Annotated in this window: 15 protein-coding genes; 3 read left to right on the top strand and 12 right to left on the bottom strand. The window is 58.0% G+C overall.

Features of this window, described 5'->3' with window-relative positions; translation table 11 throughout:
* The 6 genes from BLV11_RS17750 to BLV11_RS17725 form a co-directional block, all read right to left on the bottom strand.
* Positions 1-1662: type VI secretion system Vgr family protein (locus BLV11_RS17750; RefSeq protein WP_091811342.1), on the bottom strand; the 1662-nt coding region annotated here is incomplete at its 3' end.
* A gap of 79 nt (positions 1663-1741) precedes the next feature.
* The gene (locus BLV11_RS17745) at positions 1742-2848 is read right to left on the bottom strand and encodes a tRNA-queuosine alpha-mannosyltransferase domain-containing protein (protein WP_091817732.1); all 1107 of its coding nucleotides are present in this window, start codon (positions 2846-2848) and stop codon (positions 1742-1744) included.
* A 16-nt stretch (positions 2849-2864) separates the two neighbouring features.
* Positions 2865-4595, bottom strand: a complete 1731-nt coding sequence (locus BLV11_RS17740; protein ID WP_091817730.1) for a sugar phosphorylase — start codon at positions 4593-4595, stop codon at positions 2865-2867.
* Positions 4596-4652: 57 nt separating this feature from the next.
* Positions 4653-5879 carry a glycosyltransferase family protein gene (locus BLV11_RS17735; protein WP_091817725.1) on the bottom strand — a complete coding sequence of 409 codons (1227 nt, stop codon included), beginning with the start codon at positions 5877-5879 and terminating at the stop codon, positions 4653-4655.
* A gap of 56 nt (positions 5880-5935) precedes the next feature.
* The gene (locus tag BLV11_RS17730) at positions 5936-6751 is read right to left on the bottom strand and encodes an HAD-IIB family hydrolase (RefSeq protein WP_091817722.1); all 816 of its coding nucleotides are present in this window, start codon (positions 6749-6751) and stop codon (positions 5936-5938) included.
* Complete coding sequence (locus tag BLV11_RS17725) at positions 6748-7689, bottom strand: hypothetical protein (RefSeq protein ID WP_091817719.1); 942 nt, start codon at positions 7687-7689, stop codon at positions 6748-6750. The genes BLV11_RS17730 and BLV11_RS17725 overlap by 4 nt, the downstream gene beginning before the upstream one ends.
* A 234-nt stretch (positions 7690-7923) precedes the next feature.
* Here BLV11_RS17725 and BLV11_RS17720 point away from each other — a divergent pair, with 234 nt between their 5' ends.
* Complete coding sequence (locus tag BLV11_RS17720; RefSeq protein WP_091817716.1) at positions 7924-9378, top strand: protein adenylyltransferase SelO; 1455 nt, start codon at positions 7924-7926, stop codon at positions 9376-9378.
* A gap of 41 nt (positions 9379-9419) precedes the next feature.
* On the opposite strand, the gene BLV11_RS17715 is transcribed toward BLV11_RS17720, so the two are convergent.
* From BLV11_RS17715 to BLV11_RS17695, 5 genes are all read right to left on the bottom strand, one after another.
* Positions 9420-10316 (bottom strand): LysR substrate-binding domain-containing protein, encoded by an 897-nt coding sequence (locus BLV11_RS17715; protein ID WP_091817713.1) that lies wholly within the window; start codon positions 10314-10316, stop codon positions 9420-9422.
* A gap of 156 nt (positions 10317-10472) precedes the next feature.
* Positions 10473-11969, bottom strand: a complete 1497-nt coding sequence (locus BLV11_RS17710; RefSeq protein ID WP_091817710.1) for a CoA-acylating methylmalonate-semialdehyde dehydrogenase — start codon at positions 11967-11969, stop codon at positions 10473-10475.
* Between the two features lie 79 nt (positions 11970-12048).
* Entirely contained in the window at positions 12049-13206 is a 1158-nt protein-coding gene (locus BLV11_RS17705; RefSeq protein ID WP_091817707.1) for an iron-containing alcohol dehydrogenase, read from the bottom strand.
* A gap of 46 nt (positions 13207-13252) precedes the next feature.
* Positions 13253-14869 (bottom strand): BCCT family transporter, encoded by a 1617-nt coding sequence (locus tag BLV11_RS17700; RefSeq protein ID WP_175528379.1) that lies wholly within the window; start codon positions 14867-14869, stop codon positions 13253-13255.
* Positions 14866-15321, bottom strand: a complete 456-nt coding sequence (locus BLV11_RS17695; protein ID WP_091817704.1) for a universal stress protein — start codon at positions 15319-15321, stop codon at positions 14866-14868. Before BLV11_RS17695 ends, BLV11_RS17700 begins: the two co-directional genes overlap by 4 nt.
* A gap of 339 nt (positions 15322-15660) precedes the next feature.
* On the opposite strand from BLV11_RS17695, the gene BLV11_RS17690 reads away from it, so the two are divergent.
* Entirely contained in the window at positions 15661-18174 is a 2514-nt protein-coding gene (locus BLV11_RS17690) for a CoA transferase (RefSeq protein WP_091817701.1), read from the top strand.
* An 88-nt stretch (positions 18175-18262) separates the two neighbouring features.
* Here BLV11_RS17690 and BLV11_RS17685 read toward each other — a convergent pair whose 3' ends face one another.
* The gene (locus BLV11_RS17685) at positions 18263-19777 is read right to left on the bottom strand and encodes a fumarate hydratase (protein ID WP_091817698.1); all 1515 of its coding nucleotides are present in this window, start codon (positions 19775-19777) and stop codon (positions 18263-18265) included.
* Between the two features lie 287 nt (positions 19778-20064).
* Here BLV11_RS17685 and BLV11_RS17680 point away from each other — a divergent pair, with 287 nt between their 5' ends.
* Positions 20065-20838, top strand: a complete 774-nt coding sequence (locus BLV11_RS17680) for an enoyl-CoA hydratase (protein ID WP_091817695.1) — start codon at positions 20065-20067, stop codon at positions 20836-20838.
* Positions 20839-21406 lie beyond the last annotated feature (568 nt).

The raw sequence follows: 21406 nt of genomic DNA, 5'->3' as shown, positions 1-21406 counted from the left end.
GATGTGGCTGATCCGTTCGTTCTCCACCGTCAGGTGGCTGTCGTGTTTGACCACCTCGGTGCGATCATTTTCAGTGAGCAGGTCCAGGTCTTTCTGGGCGTGGAGGTAGATCTGTTCCTGATTGGCTTCGTCTTCAAACCGCAGCTCGTTGCTGCCCTCGCCCTTGTGGGTCTGGGTTTTCAGCACCGTTCGGGTTTTGTGCTCCGGCAACGCATAGGGCGGCGTGTTGGTGGCGTGGTAGGTGCGACCGGTGATGATGGGCTGGTCCGGGTCACCGTCGAGAAAGCTGACGATGACTTCGTGGCCGATCCGTGGCAACGCCATAAAGCCATACTGCCCTCCGGCCCAGCCCTGGCTGACTCTGAGCCAGGCACTGGAGTGTTCGTCATTCTGGCTGTAGCGGTCCCAGGGGAAGCGGACTTTGACCCGGCCGTGTTCGTCGCAGTGGATTTCTTCGCCGGCCGGGCCGGTGACGAGGGCGATCTGGGGGCCGTCCATCAGCGGTCGATCCAGTCCCTGTGGCCGCCAGTTGCGATCCGCGGGAATGGCCTCGAAGGCATTGTGGTAGGTGGTTGGCTCGCTGCCCCCCGCCTCTTCCAAAGCCTGGGGCTGTTTGCCGGTGTGGACGACCCGGGTGATCAGCCAGTCGCGGTTGAGGTCGTCCTGGGTGTGGCTGCTCAGGGGCAGCCTGGCGCCAGCGGCAAAATCAGGGCGGTTGCTGCGGCCACTGGCCACGCTGGCGTCGTTGCGCAGGGCCTCCAGTTTGGCCTGGGTGAAGGCGCGGCCACGGGCGTCATTCTTGAAGCGGCCAGGGTAATCGTAGTGCTGGTAATCCTCCCGCTGGTGATCCATACCGGCGGCGTTGCTCTCGTGCATCAGCGCGTAGGCAGGGTTCCTGAAGGTGTAGTCTTTCATCACCACCGACGCGGCGCGGACCCGTTCGCGGTAGCTGAACTGGAATACCGCCGGTTGCCGGGTGCTACCACCGGCGGTGGCGTTGCAGGTGGCCTGCGGCAGGGTGACGGCGTCGCCGTGATGGTCCGAAATCACCAGGGGCGGGTTGTCGGCGTCGAGGTCAAAACGGTAGTGCCAGCCTTCTTCGGCGGCCAGGCGCTGGAGGAAGGCCAGATCGCTTTCCCGATGCTGAACGCAGTATTCCCGCTCCGGAGCCGAACGTTTGAGGTCGAACACGGTGTCGACGATGCCGCGCTCTTCCAGCAGGGTTTTGAGAATCGCGTCCGGGGTCTGGGTCTGGAAGATGCGGCTGTTGTGCATCAGCCCGAGGCGCCACAAAGGCGGCTCTACGACCACCTCGTAACAGGTGCGGCGGTGGCCGCTGTCACCGCGGGCGAATTCGGAGACGACGCCTGAAAAACGACGCAGCAGCTGGCCATCCTGCCAGATGGCGAGTTCGACCGGTTGCTCGAGAATCTGATCCAGGGAGGGGGACGGATTTGAAACCTGTTCCCCATCAGAGCCCGATGCCTGGCCTAAAGCAGGATCGGGACTGGCCAACGCCAGCTTGCCGCGGAACAGACAGGACAGAGCCTCGCTGAATTCAAAACCAACGACAGCCAACAGGTCGGCGGGCAGGTCGCCTATACGGACAGTAAACTGCAGCCCCACGGACGGGGGACGAGGGGAAGCGGGAGCCTCGGGCATATCTTCAATCCTTGAAGAGACGTCTTGTGAGTGTGGGCTCTTCCTGAGCCGCGATTGATTATAGCGATCGACCGATTGATTAAAACCCTTTAGCAAGCATCTCCCACAACAGCTCACGGTATTGCGGGCCAAGCTGTGACAGGCGCCACGCTTCTGGAGGCTCCGGTTGCTCATTGGCTCTCAACATTGCAACCAGAGCCTCGGCAGCCGCCCTGGCCTCGGTCTCAGGATCGGCCTCAAGATCGGGATAGCATTGAGCTGGGGGAACATACTCCGGGTATGCCAGCCGCTCAGGCGCCAGCGCCAGACAGCCCGACGCCATGGCTTCCAGCATCGCAAGGCCCTGAAAATCATGTACCGCCGTCGACACTACCACATCGGCACTGGCCAGCAAGCGGTGGTAATCGGCCACACTGTCCAGATAGCCCCAGTGCTCAATCTGCTCGGAAAAAGCGTCTTGAACGGCATTGAAGGACGCCGGCCGGGCCCGAAACTGCTCCCCCACGACGCTCAAGCGAAAGGGCTGTTTGCGGCGAACAAGCTGCTCTAACAGGTTAAACAGCCGGTCTGGCCCCTTGTCGTATTCCCAGCGGTGATTCCATAACAGGTGGGGTTGCTGCCGTTTCAATGGCGTGGTGCGATCAACAAACAGCGAATCATCAATAGGCACCGGGAGAACCCGTGACTTTGCACGGAGTCGTTCAACAAGATCCACCGGCATGGCATCCGGCAGTTTGTTGAGCAAGGCAGCAACGGAATCCAGAAAACTGCGGCGATTCCATTCACTGTTGAAGGCCACGCGATTAGCCGCTATGGCGCTGTAAAGATTGACCAGTTGCGGATCGATGCTACTGTGCTGCTGTGCCGACACCGGATAGGCAAACTGGTTTTCGTGCATGTAAAGCAGGGTTGGGACCGCCGCCAGTTGTGGCTGAAACCCCTTGAGTGTCGCCAGATCCACCATTGAGGTGACCACCAGTAAATCCCAGTGATCCCGCAGTAACGGTTCATCAAGCCAGCTCAGGGCGTTGCCCCGTATCCGCCAGCGAAAGTGACGAGGCGGCAACGACAGGACCTGCCAGTCAAACTCAGGCTGACTGGCGACCAACTGTTCCCGCCAGCGACGGTGGCTGCAAACGTCGTAACCGGAGAGAAGCAGGATTCTGGGTCGGGAGGAAGCGCTCATGGCGCGCTATGCTCCCTCATTCACGGTTTGAAAGCCAGACACTCTGGTAGGGCTTGAGGGTAATTTCCCCGGAGAGATCGTCAATCTTCAACCCCGAAACAAGGTCCACCCAGCAGTCGGTGCCAATCAGGTTAATGTCGCTGAGCGCCACTTGCCGCACCTCATCGGTGATGTTGTAGATACAGAAAATGGATTGATCCCGCCGCACGCTCTGGCGCCAGAAACCAAACACCTGTAAGCCAAGGTGCAAGGTGAACTGGGTGGCATTGGGATGAAACGCCGGCTGCTTGCGACGAATGCCAATCAGCCGTTTCAACTCCCCACAGACCTTACTGTGATGACTCAGGGGATCCGCCAGCCGGGCTTCCAGGTCCTCAATGTTCCATTGGGCCCGGTTAATCGAACGCAAACGGCCCGTGTGCTCCATCCGGTCATAGTCATTCTCTGTACCGATCATGCTATGGATATAGAATGCCGGGATACCCTCCAGGGCGAGCATGATGGCGTGGGCACAGATGAACCGTTGCAGCTGCCACTTGTCCGGCCCCTTATCCTCGGTGCCTTTCAGCGCGTCATAGAGCGCGATGTTGATTTCATAGGCCTGCTGCCCATCTCCGCTGGTCTGACGATAGGACACCTTGCCGCCAAAGTGTTCCATGGTCGAAATCAGGGTCTGTTTTTCGTCCTCGGTCAGCAGCCCGTCCGTCGGACGCATGCCGATACCGTCATGGGAAGCAATGAAATTCAGGTAGGTGGTGCCGATCTGGGCTGGCGGCATACTCATCAGCCAGGTTTTCAGGTGCCGGCAGTTACCCGTCACCAGGGTGTTGATCAGCAGCGGCGGTAACGAGAAGTTATAGATAACATGGGCTTCGTTGGCGTTGCCGAAATAGGTCAGATTCTCCCGGTTAGGTACGTTGGTTTCCGTAATCACCACGGCATCCGGCGTGTGATGCTCGATCAGTACCCGCAGGATCTTGATCAGCTCGTGGGTCTGCTGAAGGTGAATGCAGGACGTGCCCGCCTCTTTCCACAGGAACGCCACCGCGTCCATTCGGAACCACTGTACCCCACGCTCCAGGTAGTACCGTATGATCCCGACAAATTCCAGCAACACCTTCGGGTTCCTGAAATTAAGGTCGACCTGGTCTTCACTGAAGGTACACCAGACATAACGCTCGCCATCCTCGGTCTGCACCGGTGTGAGCAGTGGCGAAGTACGGGGCCGAACCACCAAACGGGTATCCGTGTCCGGGGCGGCCTCATAAAAATAGTCCTGCCCCGGATCCACCCGCTTTCTGAAGTTTTCGAACCAGCGGCTGCGGGCCGACATGTGGTTGATCACCAGGTCTGCCATCAACCGGAACTCCCGGGCAATGGCTTCAATATCCCGCCAGGACCCGTGAGATTCATTCACCGCCAGGTAATCCATCACCGAGAAGCCATCGTCAGAACTGTACGGAAAAAACGGCAGGATATGCACCGCAGAGAGGGTGCCCCCGAACTGCTCGTGAAGAAACCGCCGCAAGGTGACCAGCGGTTTCTCGTCACTACGCTGGATCGAGTCAGCGTAAGTGATCAGCAGTGTGTCCGATTCAGACCAGTTGTTGGTGTGGTCAGGTGGCGCCGGTGTGTCTGCCGTCAATCCCATCGCCTGAATCAGCTGGTCCGCCAAAAAGCCGCTATCCAGGTCCGGATAGACCACGTCCAACATGCCCATCAGTCTGGACTGCAAACCCTGTCCCATCTCAGGTCACCTCCCGGTTTCCATAGCCAAGAATGGCATCATCGTCTGGGAAATCTCTCAGGTTGGCTGATATTCCTGATTGTCGATTTCCACCGCGTCCTTGAGTTCGGCCATCAGATCGGGCAGCGCACTGGTGACTCTGTTCCAGCTCGGAATGAAGGGTGTATCCATAGGATTTTCCAGGAAATAGGCGCCCGCGCTCATGATGTTCTGGGCAAACAGCTCCACCGCCTTCTCCTCCTTGTGACGATCCAGGGTCAGTCCATTGATGATGGCATCGTTCTGGTAGGTCTCGATGAAATCGAGAGCTATGCGGTAGTAGGTCGCCTTGATGGTGCGGAACTTTTCCTGGGAGAACACTTCGCCATTGGTCGCCAGCTTACGAAACACCGCTTTGCTGATATCGGTACTCATCTTTGAGAGACCGCGGCTGGAATCAAATTCCGACAGATCCTGATGCTTATGGTCGTACACGTCGGCGATGTCCACCTGGCAAAGGCGGTTGGTGGAATAGTTGCGTTTCATTTCTGAGAGCACCCCCACTTCCAGCCCCCAGTCGCTGGGAATGCGCAGATCATTGATCACATCGGTACGCAGGGAAAACTCACCGGCCAACGGGTAGCGGTAGCTGTCGAGGTAATCGAGAAAATCACTGGGGCCGCACACCTTCTTCAACGCCCGTATCAGCGGCGTCACCAGCAAACGGCTGACCCGGCCGTTCATTTTTCCATCGGCAACGCGAGCGTAGTAGCCCTTACAGAACATGTAGTTGAAATTCGGGTTGGCCACCGGGTAAATCAGCCGGGCGACCAGGTCACGGGAATAGGTCAGAATGTCACAGTCATGCAGGGCCACGGATTCCGTGCGATCACAGGCCAGCACATAGCCAAAGCAGTACCAGACATTACGGCCCTTGCCCATTTCGGTCGGAGCCAGCCCCTGCTCCCGCAGTTTCAGGTCAATCTGCCTGAGCCGAGGGCCGTCGTTCCACAGTACCCGCACGTGCTGCGGCAGTTCGGAAAAGTACGCCATCGCGTGGCGATACTGCTCTTCGTTGGCCCGGTCCAGTCCGATGACAATCTGCTCCAGATACGGCACCTTCGCCAGTTCTGTCACGATATTCTTCAGCGCTGGACCTTCCAGCTCAGAGTAAAGACAGGGCAACACCAGCGCCATGGGCCGGGTCTTGCTGAACCCGATCAGCTCTTCCTCAAGTTCCTCCACTGGCCGGCGGCACAAGTTGTGGAGTGTTGTTACGATGCCGTTCTGGTAAAAATCACCCATGGAAATCCTCCGTAAGGGGTTCTTCTGGGAGGCACCCTGAGGTGCCGGTAGAGCCTCTACAAAACGCCCTGATAACCATGCTCCCTGAGGAGCTGAATCACACATTCATTCCAGCCCGCCGGGCCCCGCTGCGTTGAACGCAGCACCGGCTTGCCGGCGGGTAACTCTATTTCATCGGATCGCACACCACGGACAATCACCGGGCAATCCACTGCGGCCAGCATGTCCCGGTCGTTCGGCCCATCCCCCAGCGCCACCGTCACCCACCGGCTGGTCGGGCAACATTGCTGGAACCGCTCGCTCAGCCAGCGCACGCCATCAGCCTTATCAAAAGTCCCCATCACATGATGGAAGCGGCCCCCTGCGATCATCCGCAGCCCCGCCGATTCCAGAAGGCCCCTGAAAGCCTGCAGGCGTTCCTCCGTGTCCTGCCAGAGCAGCGGTTCGGTACCGCTTCGCTGCTTGGCCAGCACGGCCATCTGGCAGCTCAGCCCGGTGAGTTCAGCCAACTCGTCTACCGTCATGTCGCTAAATCCACAAAACGCGTAGCCTTGGCTGCGCAACTGCATCAGCGTTTTGATGACCTCTGCATGATTCGCACCAAAAGACACCAACCGTTCGCAACCAGCGCCAAAATAGTTCTCCGGAATCACCACCGCTGCACCATTTTCAACAATGTATGGCGCGTCATTTCCCAGCTGTGTCCTAAGCTCGGCAATTTCCGCCGCCGTCTTGCTGGAGTTGATCACCAGCGGGATACCCGCCGCCTTCAAGCACGCCAAAGCCGGCTCTGCGGCTTGCCAGCTGTAGCTTTCATGATCCAGCAACGTGCCATCAAGGTCGGTAAAGACCAGCAACCGAGGCTTACTCATGCGAGCTCCGAAAAAACAGGCATCGCCAGACCATGGGCTTCGTCAACGTTGATCAGGACATCGGCCCGGGCGGGCATCTCAGACAGGGTTGCCCGTGTAATACGCTCGTAATGCATGATGAAGCGCCTGACCTGTTCATCAGACATAATGCGTGAGGGCATGGCTGCCGCTGAGCCGCACTCATTTGGTGCGACAGTCCGTTGTTGTGCGAGCTTGTGCTCCTGGAGCGTGCGCCACTTAAGAACACACTCCATGGACGGCGCCTTGAGCATGATCAGGCAGTCCAGCTGATCGAAAAATTCCCGGTAATCCGTGGCCAGTCGCTGATTGACATAGCGACGCCATGCGCCGTCCCGATCCTCGTCCCGCTCCAGTTCATTGATTGGAGCCTCGAGAGTGCCGACGTCGGGTTCGTGCCGGGCACCGAGACACCAGCCCTCCAGCAAAATGACCTTGACCGGACCTTCCAGCACAGGCCATCGGCTATGGGAAAAGCGGTCGTCACTGGCCTTGTCGAAGGCCGGAATGGCGACGTGTTCACCCTCGCTGACGGTTTTGAGCTGATCAATGACCTGCTGCCCCAGAACGAGATCATGGGTCCCCGGCACACCCCGGGTTTTCAGCAGCGGGTGGACCGTCTCTGCAAGATGCTCACGCTCGGCCAGAGTAAGGTAAATATCGTCCAGGGAAACGCAGGCACTCGGGCAGCCAAAGACTTCCGTCAACAGAGTTTTCAGGAACAGCGACAGCGTTGATTTCCCGGTACCCTGCGCCCCATTGATGCCCACCAGCAATGGCTGCCCGGCCGCGCAGGCACGTTCAGACAAGTCCTGCGCGAGGGGCAGAACAACACGCTTTGCGGTCTGCCGGTAATCGGCAGGCAGGTGTTCCTGCTGAATGAGAGAGTCGATCAGTTGATTGAGGTCCTGGTCACGCACCGGTTGGCTCCCTTACTAAGTGCTAGTGGCTCATACCATCATAGGCGTCTTTGCGAAGCTTGTTGTCTCGGAAGTTGCAGGTTTCATACCAGATACCCCCTGCGCTTGGCCGCCCCCCCTGCAAGGCACCGCCATTTGTCTCGCCGTTAACGGTCTGAGACACTGGCACTTATCGGCCCGATTGCGAAACCCAGGGCCTCCATTCGACATTGATAGGTAACCTGGTCCAACCGTATGTCCACCGACCGTTTTCGAATTGAGCACCGTTATCTGGAACTGCCTTCCAACTTCTATAGCCGGGTGCAACCGACGCCACTGAAAGGCGCCCGCATGGTGTGCTTCAATCACGACCTTGCCAAAGACATGGGCATTCATAGCGATAATCCCGACGACTGGACCGCCATCGGGGCCGGCACCGAATTACTGGAAGGGATGGATCCGGTTGCCATGAAGTACACCGGCCACCAGTTTGGCATGTATAACCCCGACCTGGGGGATGGCCGTGGTTTACTGCTCTGGGAAACCATTGGCCCGGACCAACGTCGCTGGGACTGGCACCTCAAGGGTGCAGGCATGACCCCCTACTCCCGCTTTGGTGATGGCCGTGCTGTGTTACGATCCACCATCCGTGAATACCTGTGCAGCGAGGCCATGGCAGCCCTGGGCATTCCCACCACCCGGGCCCTGTTCATGGTCAGCGCCAAGGATCCTGTGCAACGAGAAGGCGTTGAAACCGCCGCCACGCTGGTGCGGGTTGCCCAGAGCCACATCCGCTTCGGGCATTTCGAGTACGCGGCCTACCACGACGACGAAGCCGGCCTGAAAGCGCTGATTGACCACACCATCGAACTGCACTTCCCCGAATTACTGGCACAGCCCGAGCAGGACCGCTACCGCCTGTGGCTGGAAGAGGTGGTGTCCCGCACCGCCCGTCTGATTGCTCAGTGGCAGGCCGTCGGGTTTTGCCATGGGGTCATGAACAGCGACAACATGTCGATCATTGGCGACACCTTCGATTACGGCCCCTACGCCTTCCTGGACGATTTCGACGCCGGGCACATTTGTAACCACACCGATCAGGGCGGGCGTTATGCCTACAACCGACAGCCCCAGATCGGCTTTATCAACTGCCAGTACCTGGCCCGCGCCCTCGCCCCGGTGATGAATGAAGACGACGTTCGGCGGGCGCTGCGGCAGTACGAACTGACGTACAACGACTGGTTCCCCCGCCTGCTCCGCGCCAAGCTCGGTCTGGCCAATGAACAGCACGACGATGTAGAACTGATCATGGCGACGTTCAACCTGCTCCATGAAGGCAAGATCGACTTCACGCTCTTCTTCCGCGGCTTGTCCACACTGTCGTCCCATGGCGAGGCGCCGGTGCGAGACCTCTTTGTCGACCGCAGGCTGGCCGATGCCTGGCTGGCCCAATACCGGACACGCCTGGCGAAGGAGACCCGTTCTGACGAAGAACGGGAGGCGGCCATGTGTGCAGCCAACCCGAAATATGTGCTGAGGAACTATCTGGCTCAACAGGTGATTCAGGAAGCCCAGAACGGCGACTACGAGCCAATGCACCGTTTACTGGAAGTCTTGAAACGGCCATTTGAGGAACAGCCGGAAAATGAGGCCTACGCGGCGCTGCCGCCGGACTGGGGCAAGCACCTGAATATCAGTTGTTCGTCCTGAATTGAGCGAGTGAGGAACGACCGGGATAGCCCCCGGCCTTCTCACGAGCCTCGGTTCTGGCTGGCCTCATCCATGATCCAGGACCGGAATAACTCCGCATGGGGATGGATGTATTTAAACGCCGGCCGCACGAGGTGGAAGGCTTCCGACGTGTCCACGGAGAATTCAAACGGCGTTATCAACTCACCGGAATCGATCATACCCCCGACCAACGAGGATCTCCCGAGGGCAATGCCGCCACCCTGACGGGCCATCTCCAGAGCAGAAATCAGGGTGTCGAACTGCATCTCATGCCCGGATCGTACATTGGCAAAGCCGGCCTGATCCAACCAGTACCCCCATCCCTCTTCGTAACCAATCACATGCAGCAGAGTGTATTCGGACAGTTGCTCCGGAGATTCGGGGGGCGCCATACCACCCGCCAGGCGAGGGCTGCAAACCGGGAAAAGTTTATCCCACGTCAGTCGGTCGGCCTCCAGTCCGGGCCAAGTGCCCTTACCGTAACGGATTTCCATATCGGATTCCTTCCCATCATCTTCAATCCAGATATTACTGGTGAAGCGAATGCCAACCTCAGGATATAGGCGCTGGAAACGGTGCAAACGGGGCGCCAGCCATGCCGTAAAAAACACCAGGTTGCAGCGCACAGTGAGCAAGCGAGCCTTGCTTTGACCAAAGATTTCATCAGTCGCGGTAGCAAGCCGCCGTATGCATTCATGCACGACAGGTAGGTAAGCTTTGCCAGCGTCGGTAAGCTCAAGGCCGCGGGGCAAACGTTTGAACAGTGTCGCCCCCAACTGAGACTCCAGCCCCTTTACCTGCTGACTGATCGCGGCCTGTGTCAGATTCAGCTCGCCGGCAGCCTGGGTGAAATTCAGATGACGCGCAGTCGCCTCGAACGACCTCAACCAATTCAGCGGCGGGAGCTTTTTCTTCATATTTTCGTGCTCTGTTGTTATTCGTCTTTACCCAATTTTCATTGAACTCAAAGCACAACACCAGACGGCCTTGGGTGTATGGACAAAAAAAAGGCGACACCACAAGGGCGTCGCCAATAGACCGTACTGTCGGTCTGGCTTAAGGGGAACCGGGAATTACTTCATGGTGGGCATGGAAAACTCGACACCTTCCCGCACACCGGCAGAGGGCCAGCGCTGCGTAATCGCCTTGCGACGGGTGTAGAACCTTACCGAGTCCGGACCATAGGCGTGCAGGTCACCGAACAGCGAGCGCTTCCAACCGCCAAAGCTGTGGTAAGCCACTGGCACCGGCAGCGGAACATTGATCCCGACCATACCGACCTGGATATGATCGGTGAAGTAGCGGGCAGCTTCACCATCCCGGGTGAAAATGCAGGTTCCGTTGCCATATTCATGGTCGTTGATCAGGGTCATGGCGTCTTCCATAGAGTTGACCCGGACCACCTGAAGTACCGGCCCAAAGATCTCCTCGCGGTAGCTGATCATGTCCGGTGTGACGTTATCGATCAGCGTGCCGCCGACAAAGAAGCCGTCTTCGTAACCCGCCACCTGAGGGTTGCGGCCATCCACGACAATGGTGGCCCCCTGCTCTTCGGCACTGTTGATGTAACCCACCACTTTTTCCTGGTGCTGACGGGTGATCACAGGACCAAAGTCATTACTGGCTTCGCAATAGGCACCGACTTTCAGGGACTGCATGGCTTCTGCCATCTTTGACACCAAAGCGTCACCCGCTGCGTCGCCGACAGCAACAGCAACAGACAACGCCATGCAACGCTCACCGGACGAGCCGAAAGCCGCTCCCAGCAGCTGGTTTACCGCGTTGTCCATATCGGCGTCCGGCATGACGATGGCGTGGTTCTTGGCGCCACCCAGAGCCTGACAACGCTTGCCATGAGCACTCGCCGTGCTGTAGATGTACTCGGCAATGGGAGTCGACCCGACGAAACTCACAGCCTGAATCCTAGGGTCTACCAGCAGGGTGTCCACGGCTTCCTTATCGCCGTTGACCACGTTCATAACGCCATCCGGCAAACCGGCTTCCTGCAACAGCTGAGCAATGAACAGGGTGGAACTCGGATCACGCTCGGAAGGCTTGAGCACAAAACAGTTGCCGCAGACCAGCGCCATCGGATACATCCACAGCGGTACCATGGCCGGGAAGTTAAACGGAGTGATGCCCGCTACCACACCCAGTGGCTGAAACTCACTCCAGGCATCGATATTAGGGCCAACGTTACGGCTATGCTCACCTTTGAGAAGCTCAGGCGCTCCGCAGGCATATTCCACATTCTCGATGCCACGCTGGAGCTCCCCCATGGCATCGTGACGGATTTTGCCGTGTTCCTCACCAATCATGTCGCAGATACGATCAGCGTTCTGCTCAAGCAATTCCTTGAAACGGAACATGATGCGAGCACGCTTGATCGGCGGTGTTGCCCGCCATTCCGGATAGGCAGCCTGGGCGGCTGCGATAGCGTCTTCCACCGTAGCCTTAGACGCCAGGATCACTTCCCGGGAGGTGTCGCCGGTCGACGGGTTGTAAACGGGTTGGCGGCGCTCACCTTCGGTGATGATCTGACCATTGATCAGGTGCCCAATAGTATTCATGTTCAGGTTCCTCGATTTCAGGGTTGCTCGTCTGGGACGGCAGTTTGTTGTTAAGTGGTGTTCGTGGTTTGAGTCCGGACTACCAGAGCTTCTGGTAGATCGCGATGATTTCCTCAGCGCTGGGTACCCGCGGGTTGTTACCCGGCGACCCCGATTGCAGGGCCTGTTCGGCCATGGTCGGCATCAGTTCGAAGTATTCGCTGCGGTCGATACCAAACAGTTCTGGCGTTGGCACCTCAAGTTCGTCGTTCAGCGCATTCAACTCCTCCAGCAACTTGCGGTTGGCCTCGTCAGTGCTGTCACGCTGTTCAGCCACGCCGATGGCCCGGGCACAGTCTGCATAACGATCGGCGGCGGCAGGGATGGAGAACTCGGTGACCGCGGGCAACAACATCGCATTGGAAAGCCCATGGGGTACGTGGAAGGCCGCACCTATGGGCCGGCTCATGCCATGCACCATAGCGACCGAGGCATTAGAAAACGCGATTCCTGCCAGAGTTGAGCCCAGCATCATGGCCTCACGGGCCTCCTTGTCTGCGCCGTTGTGGTAAGCCCGCCGCAGGTTCGGTCCAATCAGCCGCATGGCCGATAACGCCTGACTGTCACTGTAGGGGCTGGCCTTGCGGCTGACGTAGGCTTCAATGGCGTGGGTCAACGCATCGATTCCGGTATCTGCGGTAATCCGCTTGGGCAGGCTCAAGGTCAGGTTGTAGTCCACCAGGGCCGCCACCGGCATAAAGCCGATGCCCACACACAGCATTTTCTCGTCGTTGGTTTCGTCGGTGATAATGGTGAACCGGGTGACCTCCGAGCCCGTACCCGCCGTGGTGGGTATGGCAATGATCGGCAGGCCAACCTGATCGACCATCCGGGGGAACTTGTAGTCCCGCATTTCGCCGCCGAACTTGCCGAGGATGCCAATAGCCTTGGCACTGTCGATCGGACTGCCGCCGCCCAGGGCAACGATGCAGTCATAGTTACCGTTGCGAACCTTATCCACGCCTGCCTGGATTGAAGCAATCGTGGGCTCTGGCACCGTGTCGTCGAAGACATCGGCCATCAGGTCCTGGTCGGCCAGGGTTCGCTGGATCGTGCCAGCGTATCCCAGCTCCACCATCATCTTGTCGGTGATGATCAGTGGACGCCTGCACTCCAGACTCGCCAGGATGGCGGGAAGCTGGCTGGAAGCCCCCTCGCCGATTTGCATGACACGCGGGAGAATCACTTGGGTAGACATGTTCACTCCTCAGTTCGTAGTTTGAAATTAACGTGGCGATCTGAAATTAGAGGTTTCCGGCAACCGCTTCGGCCTTCGCCCCGGTCTCTCTCGCCGTCAGTCGCGAAAAGCCGCGAGCCTTTTCTGGCAACACCTCCTCCCGCAGCGACTTAAACAGTCCATAGATCGCCATAATCAGGATGAATGAGAACGGCAAAGCGGCAACCACAGAGGCGGTTTGCAGTGCTTTCAGTCCGCCCGCCAGCAGCAATACCGCAGCCACAGCGCCAATCGCGGCACCCCAGAACACCCGATACCGTGCCAGCGGATGTTCATTACCCATGGAGATCAGGGTACAAATCACCAGGGTGGCGGAGTCTGCGGAGGTTACAAAGTAAGTCACCAGCATGATGGTGCAGATACTGGCCATGGCGATCACCATGAAATGGCTCTCAGTCATCAGCTCGATGGTGGCAAACAGTGCCATGGTGGTGTCGTTGTTCACCGCCTCAACAACGCCTCCGTTGCCGAACAATTCCAGGTACATCGCAGCATTGCCGAATACGGTGATCCAGATAGCCGCCAGCAGAGTCGGAGCGACCAGTACACCGAGAATAAATTCACGAATGGTGCGTCCTTTGGAAATACGGGCAATGAAGATGCCGCAGAACGGTGCCCAGGCAATCCACCAGCCCCAATAGAAGATAGTCCACCAGCCCTGCCACTGGCCTTCAGGATCCGGGTCTACCCAGAAGCCCAACTCCACAGCGTGCACCAGATAATCCCCCAGGTTGGTGACGAGAGCTCCCAGAACATAGGCCGTTGGCCCGACCACAATGAACAGGCCCAGAATCAACATGGTCAGACGCATGTTCAGTTCGCTGAGCAGGCGAATGCCTTTGTTCAGACCGGTCATTACCGACACGGTAGAAATCACCGAAATGATCGCGATCAGTACAATCTGGGTACCGGTGGATACCTCAATCCCCATCAGGTAGTTGAGCCCGGTATTCATTTGCTGGGCTCCAAGGCCCAGAGAGGTTGCGATGCCAAACACCGTGCCAAACACGGCCAGCAGGTCGGCCACGTGGCCGATTGGCCCGTAGATCCGTTCGCCGAAGATCGGGTAGAGACTGGATCGGATCGACAGCGGCAAGCCCTTGCGGTAAGAGAAGTACGCCAGCGCCAACCCTGCCAGCCCGAACAGAGCCCAGCCGTGCAATCCCCAATGGAAAATGGCGATGCGCATGGCAACCTGAGCGGCCTCAACCGTCATTTGCTGGCTTTCCGAAATCAGCGGGTTGCTCTGAAAGTGGTAGATCGGCTCAGCGATACTCCAGAACAGGATGCCGATGCCGATGCCGGCGCCAAATAGCATGGAGAACCAGGAAAAGTTACTGAATTCCGGCCGGTCCGTGTCTTTGCCCAGGCGAATATCGCCGTAACGGCTGAACACCAGCCAAACCACCAGGAACAGCACGAAGCTCATGAACCCGATGTAGTACCAGCCGAGATCGGCTGCAATGAAGTTTTTGATGGCCGAATACACGCCGTTGGCGTAGTCCGGATCAATGACGGTAAACAGTACGAAGGCCAGCACCAGCAGCCCGGATCCCACTGCCATAACAGGATTGGTACCAGCCAGCAGACCGGACTCTCTTTGCATCAGTTTATTGTTATTCATTTCACGTTCCCCTGGTTCTCACGCACAACCAAGACGGAACACTTGGCGTGGCGCGTTACATAGGCAGCATTGGCGCTGATCAGGTAATCGGTCGCTTTGGGGCGATGGGAGGCCATGACGATCAGATCCGCATCTGCCTCACGGGCAAGGCGCAGGATCTGCTTGTCAATCCGGCCCTGACCGACAGCGATGGCGGCCGTTACCGACTTCGGCACTTCCCGCTCCAGGAGAGTTTCCAGATCATCCCGACCCTTTTGCCGGATTCTCTGATCAAGACCTTTTGGAAGGTGAACCGCGATGGCGGGCACGTCTGCGTCCGGAACCACCGTCACCAGGTGAAGGGTTGCCTGATGTTGCAAGGCTAAATCAATCGCCATTGGCAGAGCCTCGCGCCACGAACTTTCGTGGGCTGGGTCCACCGGCACAACGATATTGTTGTAGTTGTTGCTCATACTCCGTCCTCATCATTTTGTTGTTATGGGCTCTGTCCAGAGAGCTATCCAGCCTGCTTGGCTGCCAGAATCGAAGTGCCACTATTTACAACAGAAAAAAGTTCGGAATTGAATCAATAAAAAGCACCCCTTAGACCAAAGTTTTTTTATGGCTCCCGTCCCCGCTCCAGCCATAAAAAAAATGGGGTCTAAGGGTCATTTTTTATTGCTGGTTCGCCGGCCTTTTCTGGTCCTACCATGGCGGCAATCGAGTCCTCGCACTCGACCTGACCAAGACACTCGCAAACCAAAGCTCGGTACCGCCAGCGTTGGGACCAGAAACAGGAAGGACAAACAGCTATGAACAACAAAACCCAACTTCCGTTAGCAGGAGTACGTGTCGTCGACTTCGGCCAGCAGATTGCCGGCCCGGCCGTGGCGATGGTTCTTGCGGATTTCGGCGCCACTGTCGTGCACATTGATCCACCGGAAGGCCCTCAGTGGGACCATCCGGCCAACGCGGTACTCAATCGCAATAAGAGCTGTATTCGTCTGGACCTCAAAGCCGAGGCCGGTCGTTCCCAGGCCCTGGCGCTGATCGACAAAGCCGACGTGGTGATCGAAAGCTTCCGCCCCGGGGTGATGAAGAAGCTGGGGATTGATTTCGACAATCTGCGCTCCGCCCGGCCGGAACTGATCACCCTGTCGGTGCCGGGCTTCGCCAGCAATGACGACCTGCGGAAGGAATGGAAAGCCACGGAAGCCGTTGTGGCAGCAACCTGTGGTGCCTTTACCGACATGGGCTTCAACCGGGTGCTGATGGGGGTGAACCCCAGCTTTTCGCCTCTGCCTCTAGGCTCCTCCTATGCGGTATCGCTGGCCGCCAGCTCTGTGGTGCTCAGCCTGCTCGAGCGGGAGAAGACCGGTCGTGGCGACAGCATCGAAGTGCCTGTCGCCGCCGCCCTGATGGAGGGGCTCTCCTACAACTCCTACGTTATCGACGGGCTGCCCGAGCGTTACAAGACCCTGCGGGAAGAGGAAATCGAGCACCGTAAAGCCAACAACATCACCATGGATCTGAGCTACGACGACTTGCAGGAGTATCTGGACCCGTTCTATCGAACTTATGAGTGCGCCGATGGCCGCATGTTCTATTGCGTATGCCCGTCCCACCGCAACCACGCCAAACGTGCCCTGAAACTGCTGGGCATCTATGACGAACTGATGGCGAAAGGACTGCCGGACGTCAAAGACCTGCACATGCCCATTGCCGAGTGGGACGGCGAAACCTCGATTGGTGTTTACCCTCTGCCAAAGAAGTGGGCCGACATTATTTCAGCCAAGATGAAAAAAGCATTCCTTACCCGCACCTCCGACGAATGGGGCAAGCTGTTCGGTGAAGGCCAGATTCCCGGCGCGCCCCATCGCACCACTCAGGAGTGGGTTAATGACGAACACACCAATGCCGCAGGCCTGATTGTGGAAGTCGACGACCCGGAGTACGGACTAATGAAGCAGGGCGGCCCCATTGCCTGGCTGGAAGACCTGGCAGACAACATGCTAACCCCACGCGCCCGCAAAAACGTGACCTTTGCAGAGGCCCTGGCGGAGCTCAACAAAGTCGCCGCGGAAGAAACCGTCACCCGGCCGACCGGAAACCACATCAAACCGGCAAGCGGCAAGGGCTGGCTGGACGGCGTACGCATACTCGACCTGACCAACGTTATTGCAGGCCCGCACTCCACCGCGTTCCTCAGCCGCTTTGGTGCAGAGGTCATCAAACTGGATCCGGTAACACCGCTCTACGATCCGCTGATCGGCACGCTTTTCACCTTCCAGACTGGCGTCAGCAAGCGAAGCGCTCTGGTCGATATCACCACCTATGAGGGCCGGGAAGCCTTTAATCGCCTGGTTCGCTCGGTGGACATCGTGGTTATCAATGCGCCTGAACGGCAAATGAAACCCCTGGGACTGGATCATGAGTCACTTCAGGCAGTTCACCCCGGTGTACTGTTCTGCCGTCTGGACTGCCTCGGCGGACCACGCCGCGGCCCCAAGACCGATTACATCGGCTATGACGATATCATTCAGGCCAACAGTGGCATTATGAGCCGTTTCGGCGGTCCGACGACGCCGGAGGAGCACGCTCACCTGGGGACCCTGGACGTGAACTGCGGTTTTGCTGCAGGTCTGGGCATGGCAGTGGCGCTCTACCGGAAACAGAAAACCGGTGTCGTTTCCCGTGCCAGAACGTCACTCTCTGCCGTAACAAACCTTGCTCAAGCCCCATTCGCCTTTGATTATGCCGGCCGGGCGCCATTCAATGAGCCGTCAGGCCGCGAGGCGCTTGGCAATCACGAGCTCTCTCACTTCTACCCAACCGGGGACGGCTGGATCTATCTCGACTCCAGCCTCGACGATCTGAACAAGCTGGAGCAGGTGGAAGGCTTGGCAGGGATTTCTGCTGCCGACGACGTCAGTCAGTTCCTGACCCTGGCCCTGAGCAAAGCGCCAGCGGACTATTGGGCCCAGAAGCTGCAGAGCGCAGACATTGCTGCGGCCGTGCCCATGGCCATCGAAAGTCTGCGTGAGACCTACAGCCGCGAAGCCGATGGAACCCCCGGAACAGACCAGGGCAGCTTTGCCTTCTCGATCTACCGGGACCACCCCAGCGGCCACTGCATCACGCAGGTTGACCATTACTCCATCCGCCCGAGCGAGGCGCAGGTCCGTGCCTTCCGCCCCACCGAGCGGTTTGGTCACTCCACTCGCGAAGTGCTAAGTAGCGTGGGTTATACCCCAGCGGAGATCGATTCCATGATCGAACGGAAAATTGCCGGCCTGGGTTGGGGCAAGGAATTCCTGCCCAGCTAAACCCGCAGAAAAAAAGGGGTCAGAACCTGAGTTCTGACCCCTTTTTTGATTGTTCAGAGACAGACATTAAATCTGTCCCTGACGCTGATCAAACCGCTTTGGCAGCAATGATCTTCTCGTGCCATTCAACCGGTCCGGTCTGGTGCACGGAGGTCCCCTTGGAATCTACCGCCACGGTGACTGGCATGTCTTCCACCTCAAACTCGTAGATGGCTTCCATCCCCAGTTCAGGGAAAGCAACCACTTCGGCGTGCTTGATGGCTTTGGAGACCAGGTAGGCAGAACCACCCACCGCCATCAGGTACACCGCACCAAACTCCTTGATCGCGTCGATGGCAACCTGACCGCGCTCAGCCTTGCCGATCATGCCAGTCAAACCGGTTTTCTCCAGCATGGTACGGGTGAACTTGTCCATGCGGGTTGCGGTCGTCGGGCCAGCGGGGCCAACCACTTCTTCACGAACAGGATCCACCGGGCCCACGTAGTAAATGAAGCGGCCTTTCAGGTCCACCGGCAGCTCTTCACCGTTGGCAAGCATATCGACCATCTTCTTATGGGCCGCGTCACGGCCCGTAAGCATCTTGCCAGACAGCAGAACGGTCTCTCCCGGCTGCCAGTCCTTGACGTCTTCCGGGGTCACTGTGTCCAGGTTTACCCGGCGCACGTTTTCACCCACTTCCCAGGTAATTTCAGGCCAGTCTTCCAGGCTCGGCGGGGTCTGCAGGGACGGGCCAGTGCCATCCAGCACAAAGTGAGCGTGGCGGGTAGCAGCACAGTTCGGGATGATCGCCACCGGCTTGTTGGCCGCGTGGGTCGGGTAATCTTTCACCTTGACGTCCAGCACCGTGGTCAGACCGCCCAGCCCCTGGGCACCAATGCCCAGCTCGTTAACCTTCTCAAACAACTCCAGACGGAGTTCCTCGGAACGGTTTGACGCGCCACGTTCCTTCAGATCGTGAATATCAATCGGATCCAGCAACGCTTCCTTCGCCAGCTCCATCGCCTTCTCGGCGGTGCCGCCGATACCGATGCCCAGCATGCCTGGCGGACACCAGCCAGCACCCATTTGCGGCACCATCTTCAGCACCCAGTCAACAATGGAGTCGGACGGGTTCAGCATGGCGAACTTGGACTTGGCTTCAGAACCACCGCCCTTGGCCGCGACGTGAACATCGACCTTGTCGCCGGGAACCAGCTTGTAGTGGATGATGGCAGGCGTGTTGTCCTTGGTATTACGACGGGCGCCGTCCGGATCTTCCAGTACGGAAGCACGCAGTACATTGTCCGGATGGGTGTAAGCGCGACGAACGCCTTCGTTGATCACATCATCCAGCGGCATATCGCAGTCCCACTGCACATCCATGCCCACATTGACGAACACCGTCACGATCCCTGTGTCCTGACAGATCGGACGGTGACCCATGGCACACATCCGCGAATTGATCAGAATCTGAGCCATGGCATCTTTCGCCGCCTGGGACTCTTCCTTCTGATAGGCCTCATACACAGCCTGGATAAAATCTTTGGGGTGGTAGTAAGAGATGTACTGCAGCGCGTCCGCTACGCTCTCAATCAGGTCGTCCTGGCGGATTACGGTGGTCATAGGCGTCTCATCAGGTAATGTTGCTTTGCGTAGGCTGGGACAGGCACCGTCGTTGGCAGGCCGTCCGGAAAAATCGGGCACCAAGTTTACCAGCCAGACCCTTCTTTATACAGAGCCACGCACACGACCATCGGCGAAGCTCCCCCCCGCAGGGCCCGTACCCCCATCCAGACGAGTCGGACGACGTCGGCAATGACCCAAAGAATCAAGATAGTTAGCTATGCTCTTTGCATTCAAACGCTCGTTTAAGGTTAAATCCACCCGGAGACCAATAGCAGGAGATACCCGTGACCAATCACGTGCTCACCGAAAAACAACAACACCTCTTGGTGGTTCGCCTGAACCGGCTGGATCGCAAGAATGCGCTGACCCATGACATGTACACGGCCATGGGCGATGCCCTGGTGCAGGCAGAAGAAGACGCGGATATCCGCTGCGTGCTGTTTACCGGCTCCGACGACTGCTTCACCGCGGGCAACGACTTGAGTGATTTCGCCAAGGGCCTGCCGGGCGCGTTTGAAGAAACACCGGTCGGCCGATTCCTGATGCTGCTCGCGACAGCCAGCAAACCGGTCGCGGCCTCGGTCAACGGCCCTGCTGTAGGTATCGGTACCACCATGCTGCTGCATTGTGATTTTGTGTGTGCGGGCACCAACACCCGTTTCCAGATGCCCTTCGCCAATCTCGGTCTGTGTCCTGAAGGCGGCTCCAGCTTGCTGTTGCCCACCTGGATCGGCCGGGTTCGGGCAGCGGAGCTGCTGATGCTCGGTGGCACCTTCAGTGCCGACGACGCAAATCGTCTGGGGCTGATCAACCGGGTCTGTGAGCCTGTCGAAACCGAAGCCACCGCACGTCAGTTCTGCCAGCAGATCATCAGCCAGGCACCTGCGGCAATTCGTGCCACCAAAGCCTTGCTCAACCGGGTTCCCAAAGACGAGCTGCTCGACACCCTCAAGACCGAAGGCGCACTGTTTGCTGAACGCCTGAAATCCCCGGAAGCCGCCGAAGCCTTCAAGGCCTTCATGGAAAAACGCACACCGGATTACTCAAGCTTCAGCTGAGCCCCCAACAGGGTCGGGCCGACGGTTTCAAACCACCGGCTCGACAATCTTCCCGACCGGAACTATTTTCAAGTAGACGAAAACGGTTCCTGGTGAGGGCTGCATCACAGCGGATCACTCCTCCTCACGCCAGAATCACACTTTAGAGCGATCAACAGTATCCAATGACTTTAGATATAGTCATGGTGGCATAAAAAGTGGCAGAGATTGCTGACACAACAACCAGACAGCAGCGGCCACTGGCAAAGGGCTTACCGGGACTCACCGGCCCCGTCAGTTGCCGAATATAACGACACAACAACAGGAAAAGGTTCCACCCATGTTCAAGAAAACCCTATTGAGTCTTGCCGTGGCGTCTACCCTTGGGCTTACGGGCTGCTTAGACGATGCCCAGTCAGGTGCTAATGCGAATCCGGACTATAAGATCAACGATACGACAATCGACCAAAGCATTGTTCGACCGATCTTTAACCCCTTCATTACGTCGCCAGAATTCACTGTCCCGGCGAACTTTGACCTGATTCTGCTATTGGGAGCCGGCCAGAGCCCCAACTTCGACTTTACAGGA

The sequence above is a fragment of the Marinobacter mobilis genome (assembly GCF_900106945.1).
Lineage (GTDB): Bacteria > Pseudomonadota > Gammaproteobacteria > Pseudomonadales > Oleiphilaceae > Marinobacter > Marinobacter mobilis.
The sequence above is the reverse complement of the archived record's forward strand: the minus strand, read 5'-3'. Positions and strand labels throughout refer to the sequence as shown.

Bases quoted from the DNA above. Each gene is read 5' to 3' on its own strand.
- BLV11_RS17745 (WP_091817732.1), bottom strand. From the start codon at position 2,848: ATGAGCGCTTCCTCCCGACCCAGAATCCTGCTTCTCTCCGGTTACGAC.
- BLV11_RS17740 (WP_091817730.1), bottom strand. From the start codon at position 4,595: ATGGGACAGGGTTTGCAGTCCAGACTGATGGGCATGTTGGACGTGGTC.
- BLV11_RS17735 (WP_091817725.1), bottom strand. From the start codon at position 5,879: ATGGGTGATTTTTACCAGAACGGCATCGTAACAACACTCCACAACTTG.
- BLV11_RS17730 (WP_091817722.1), bottom strand. From the start codon at position 6,751: ATGAGTAAGCCTCGGTTGCTGGTCTTTACCGACCTTGATGGCACGTTG.
- BLV11_RS17720 (WP_091817716.1), top strand. From the start codon at position 7,924: ATGTCCACCGACCGTTTTCGAATTGAGCACCGTTATCTGGAACTGCCT.
- BLV11_RS17715 (WP_091817713.1), bottom strand. From the start codon at position 10,316: ATGAAGAAAAAGCTCCCGCCGCTGAATTGGTTGAGGTCGTTCGAGGCG.
- BLV11_RS17710 (WP_091817710.1), bottom strand. From the start codon at position 11,969: ATGAATACTATTGGGCACCTGATCAATGGTCAGATCATCACCGAAGGT.
- BLV11_RS17705 (WP_091817707.1), bottom strand. From the start codon at position 13,206: ATGTCTACCCAAGTGATTCTCCCGCGTGTCATGCAAATCGGCGAGGGG.
- BLV11_RS17700 (WP_175528379.1), bottom strand. From the start codon at position 14,869: ATGAATAACAATAAACTGATGCAAAGAGAGTCCGGTCTGCTGGCTGGT.
- BLV11_RS17695 (WP_091817704.1), bottom strand. From the start codon at position 15,321: ATGAGCAACAACTACAACAATATCGTTGTGCCGGTGGACCCAGCCCAC.
- BLV11_RS17690 (WP_091817701.1), top strand. From the start codon at position 15,661: ATGAACAACAAAACCCAACTTCCGTTAGCAGGAGTACGTGTCGTCGAC.
- BLV11_RS17685 (WP_091817698.1), bottom strand. From the start codon at position 19,777: ATGACCACCGTAATCCGCCAGGACGACCTGATTGAGAGCGTAGCGGAC.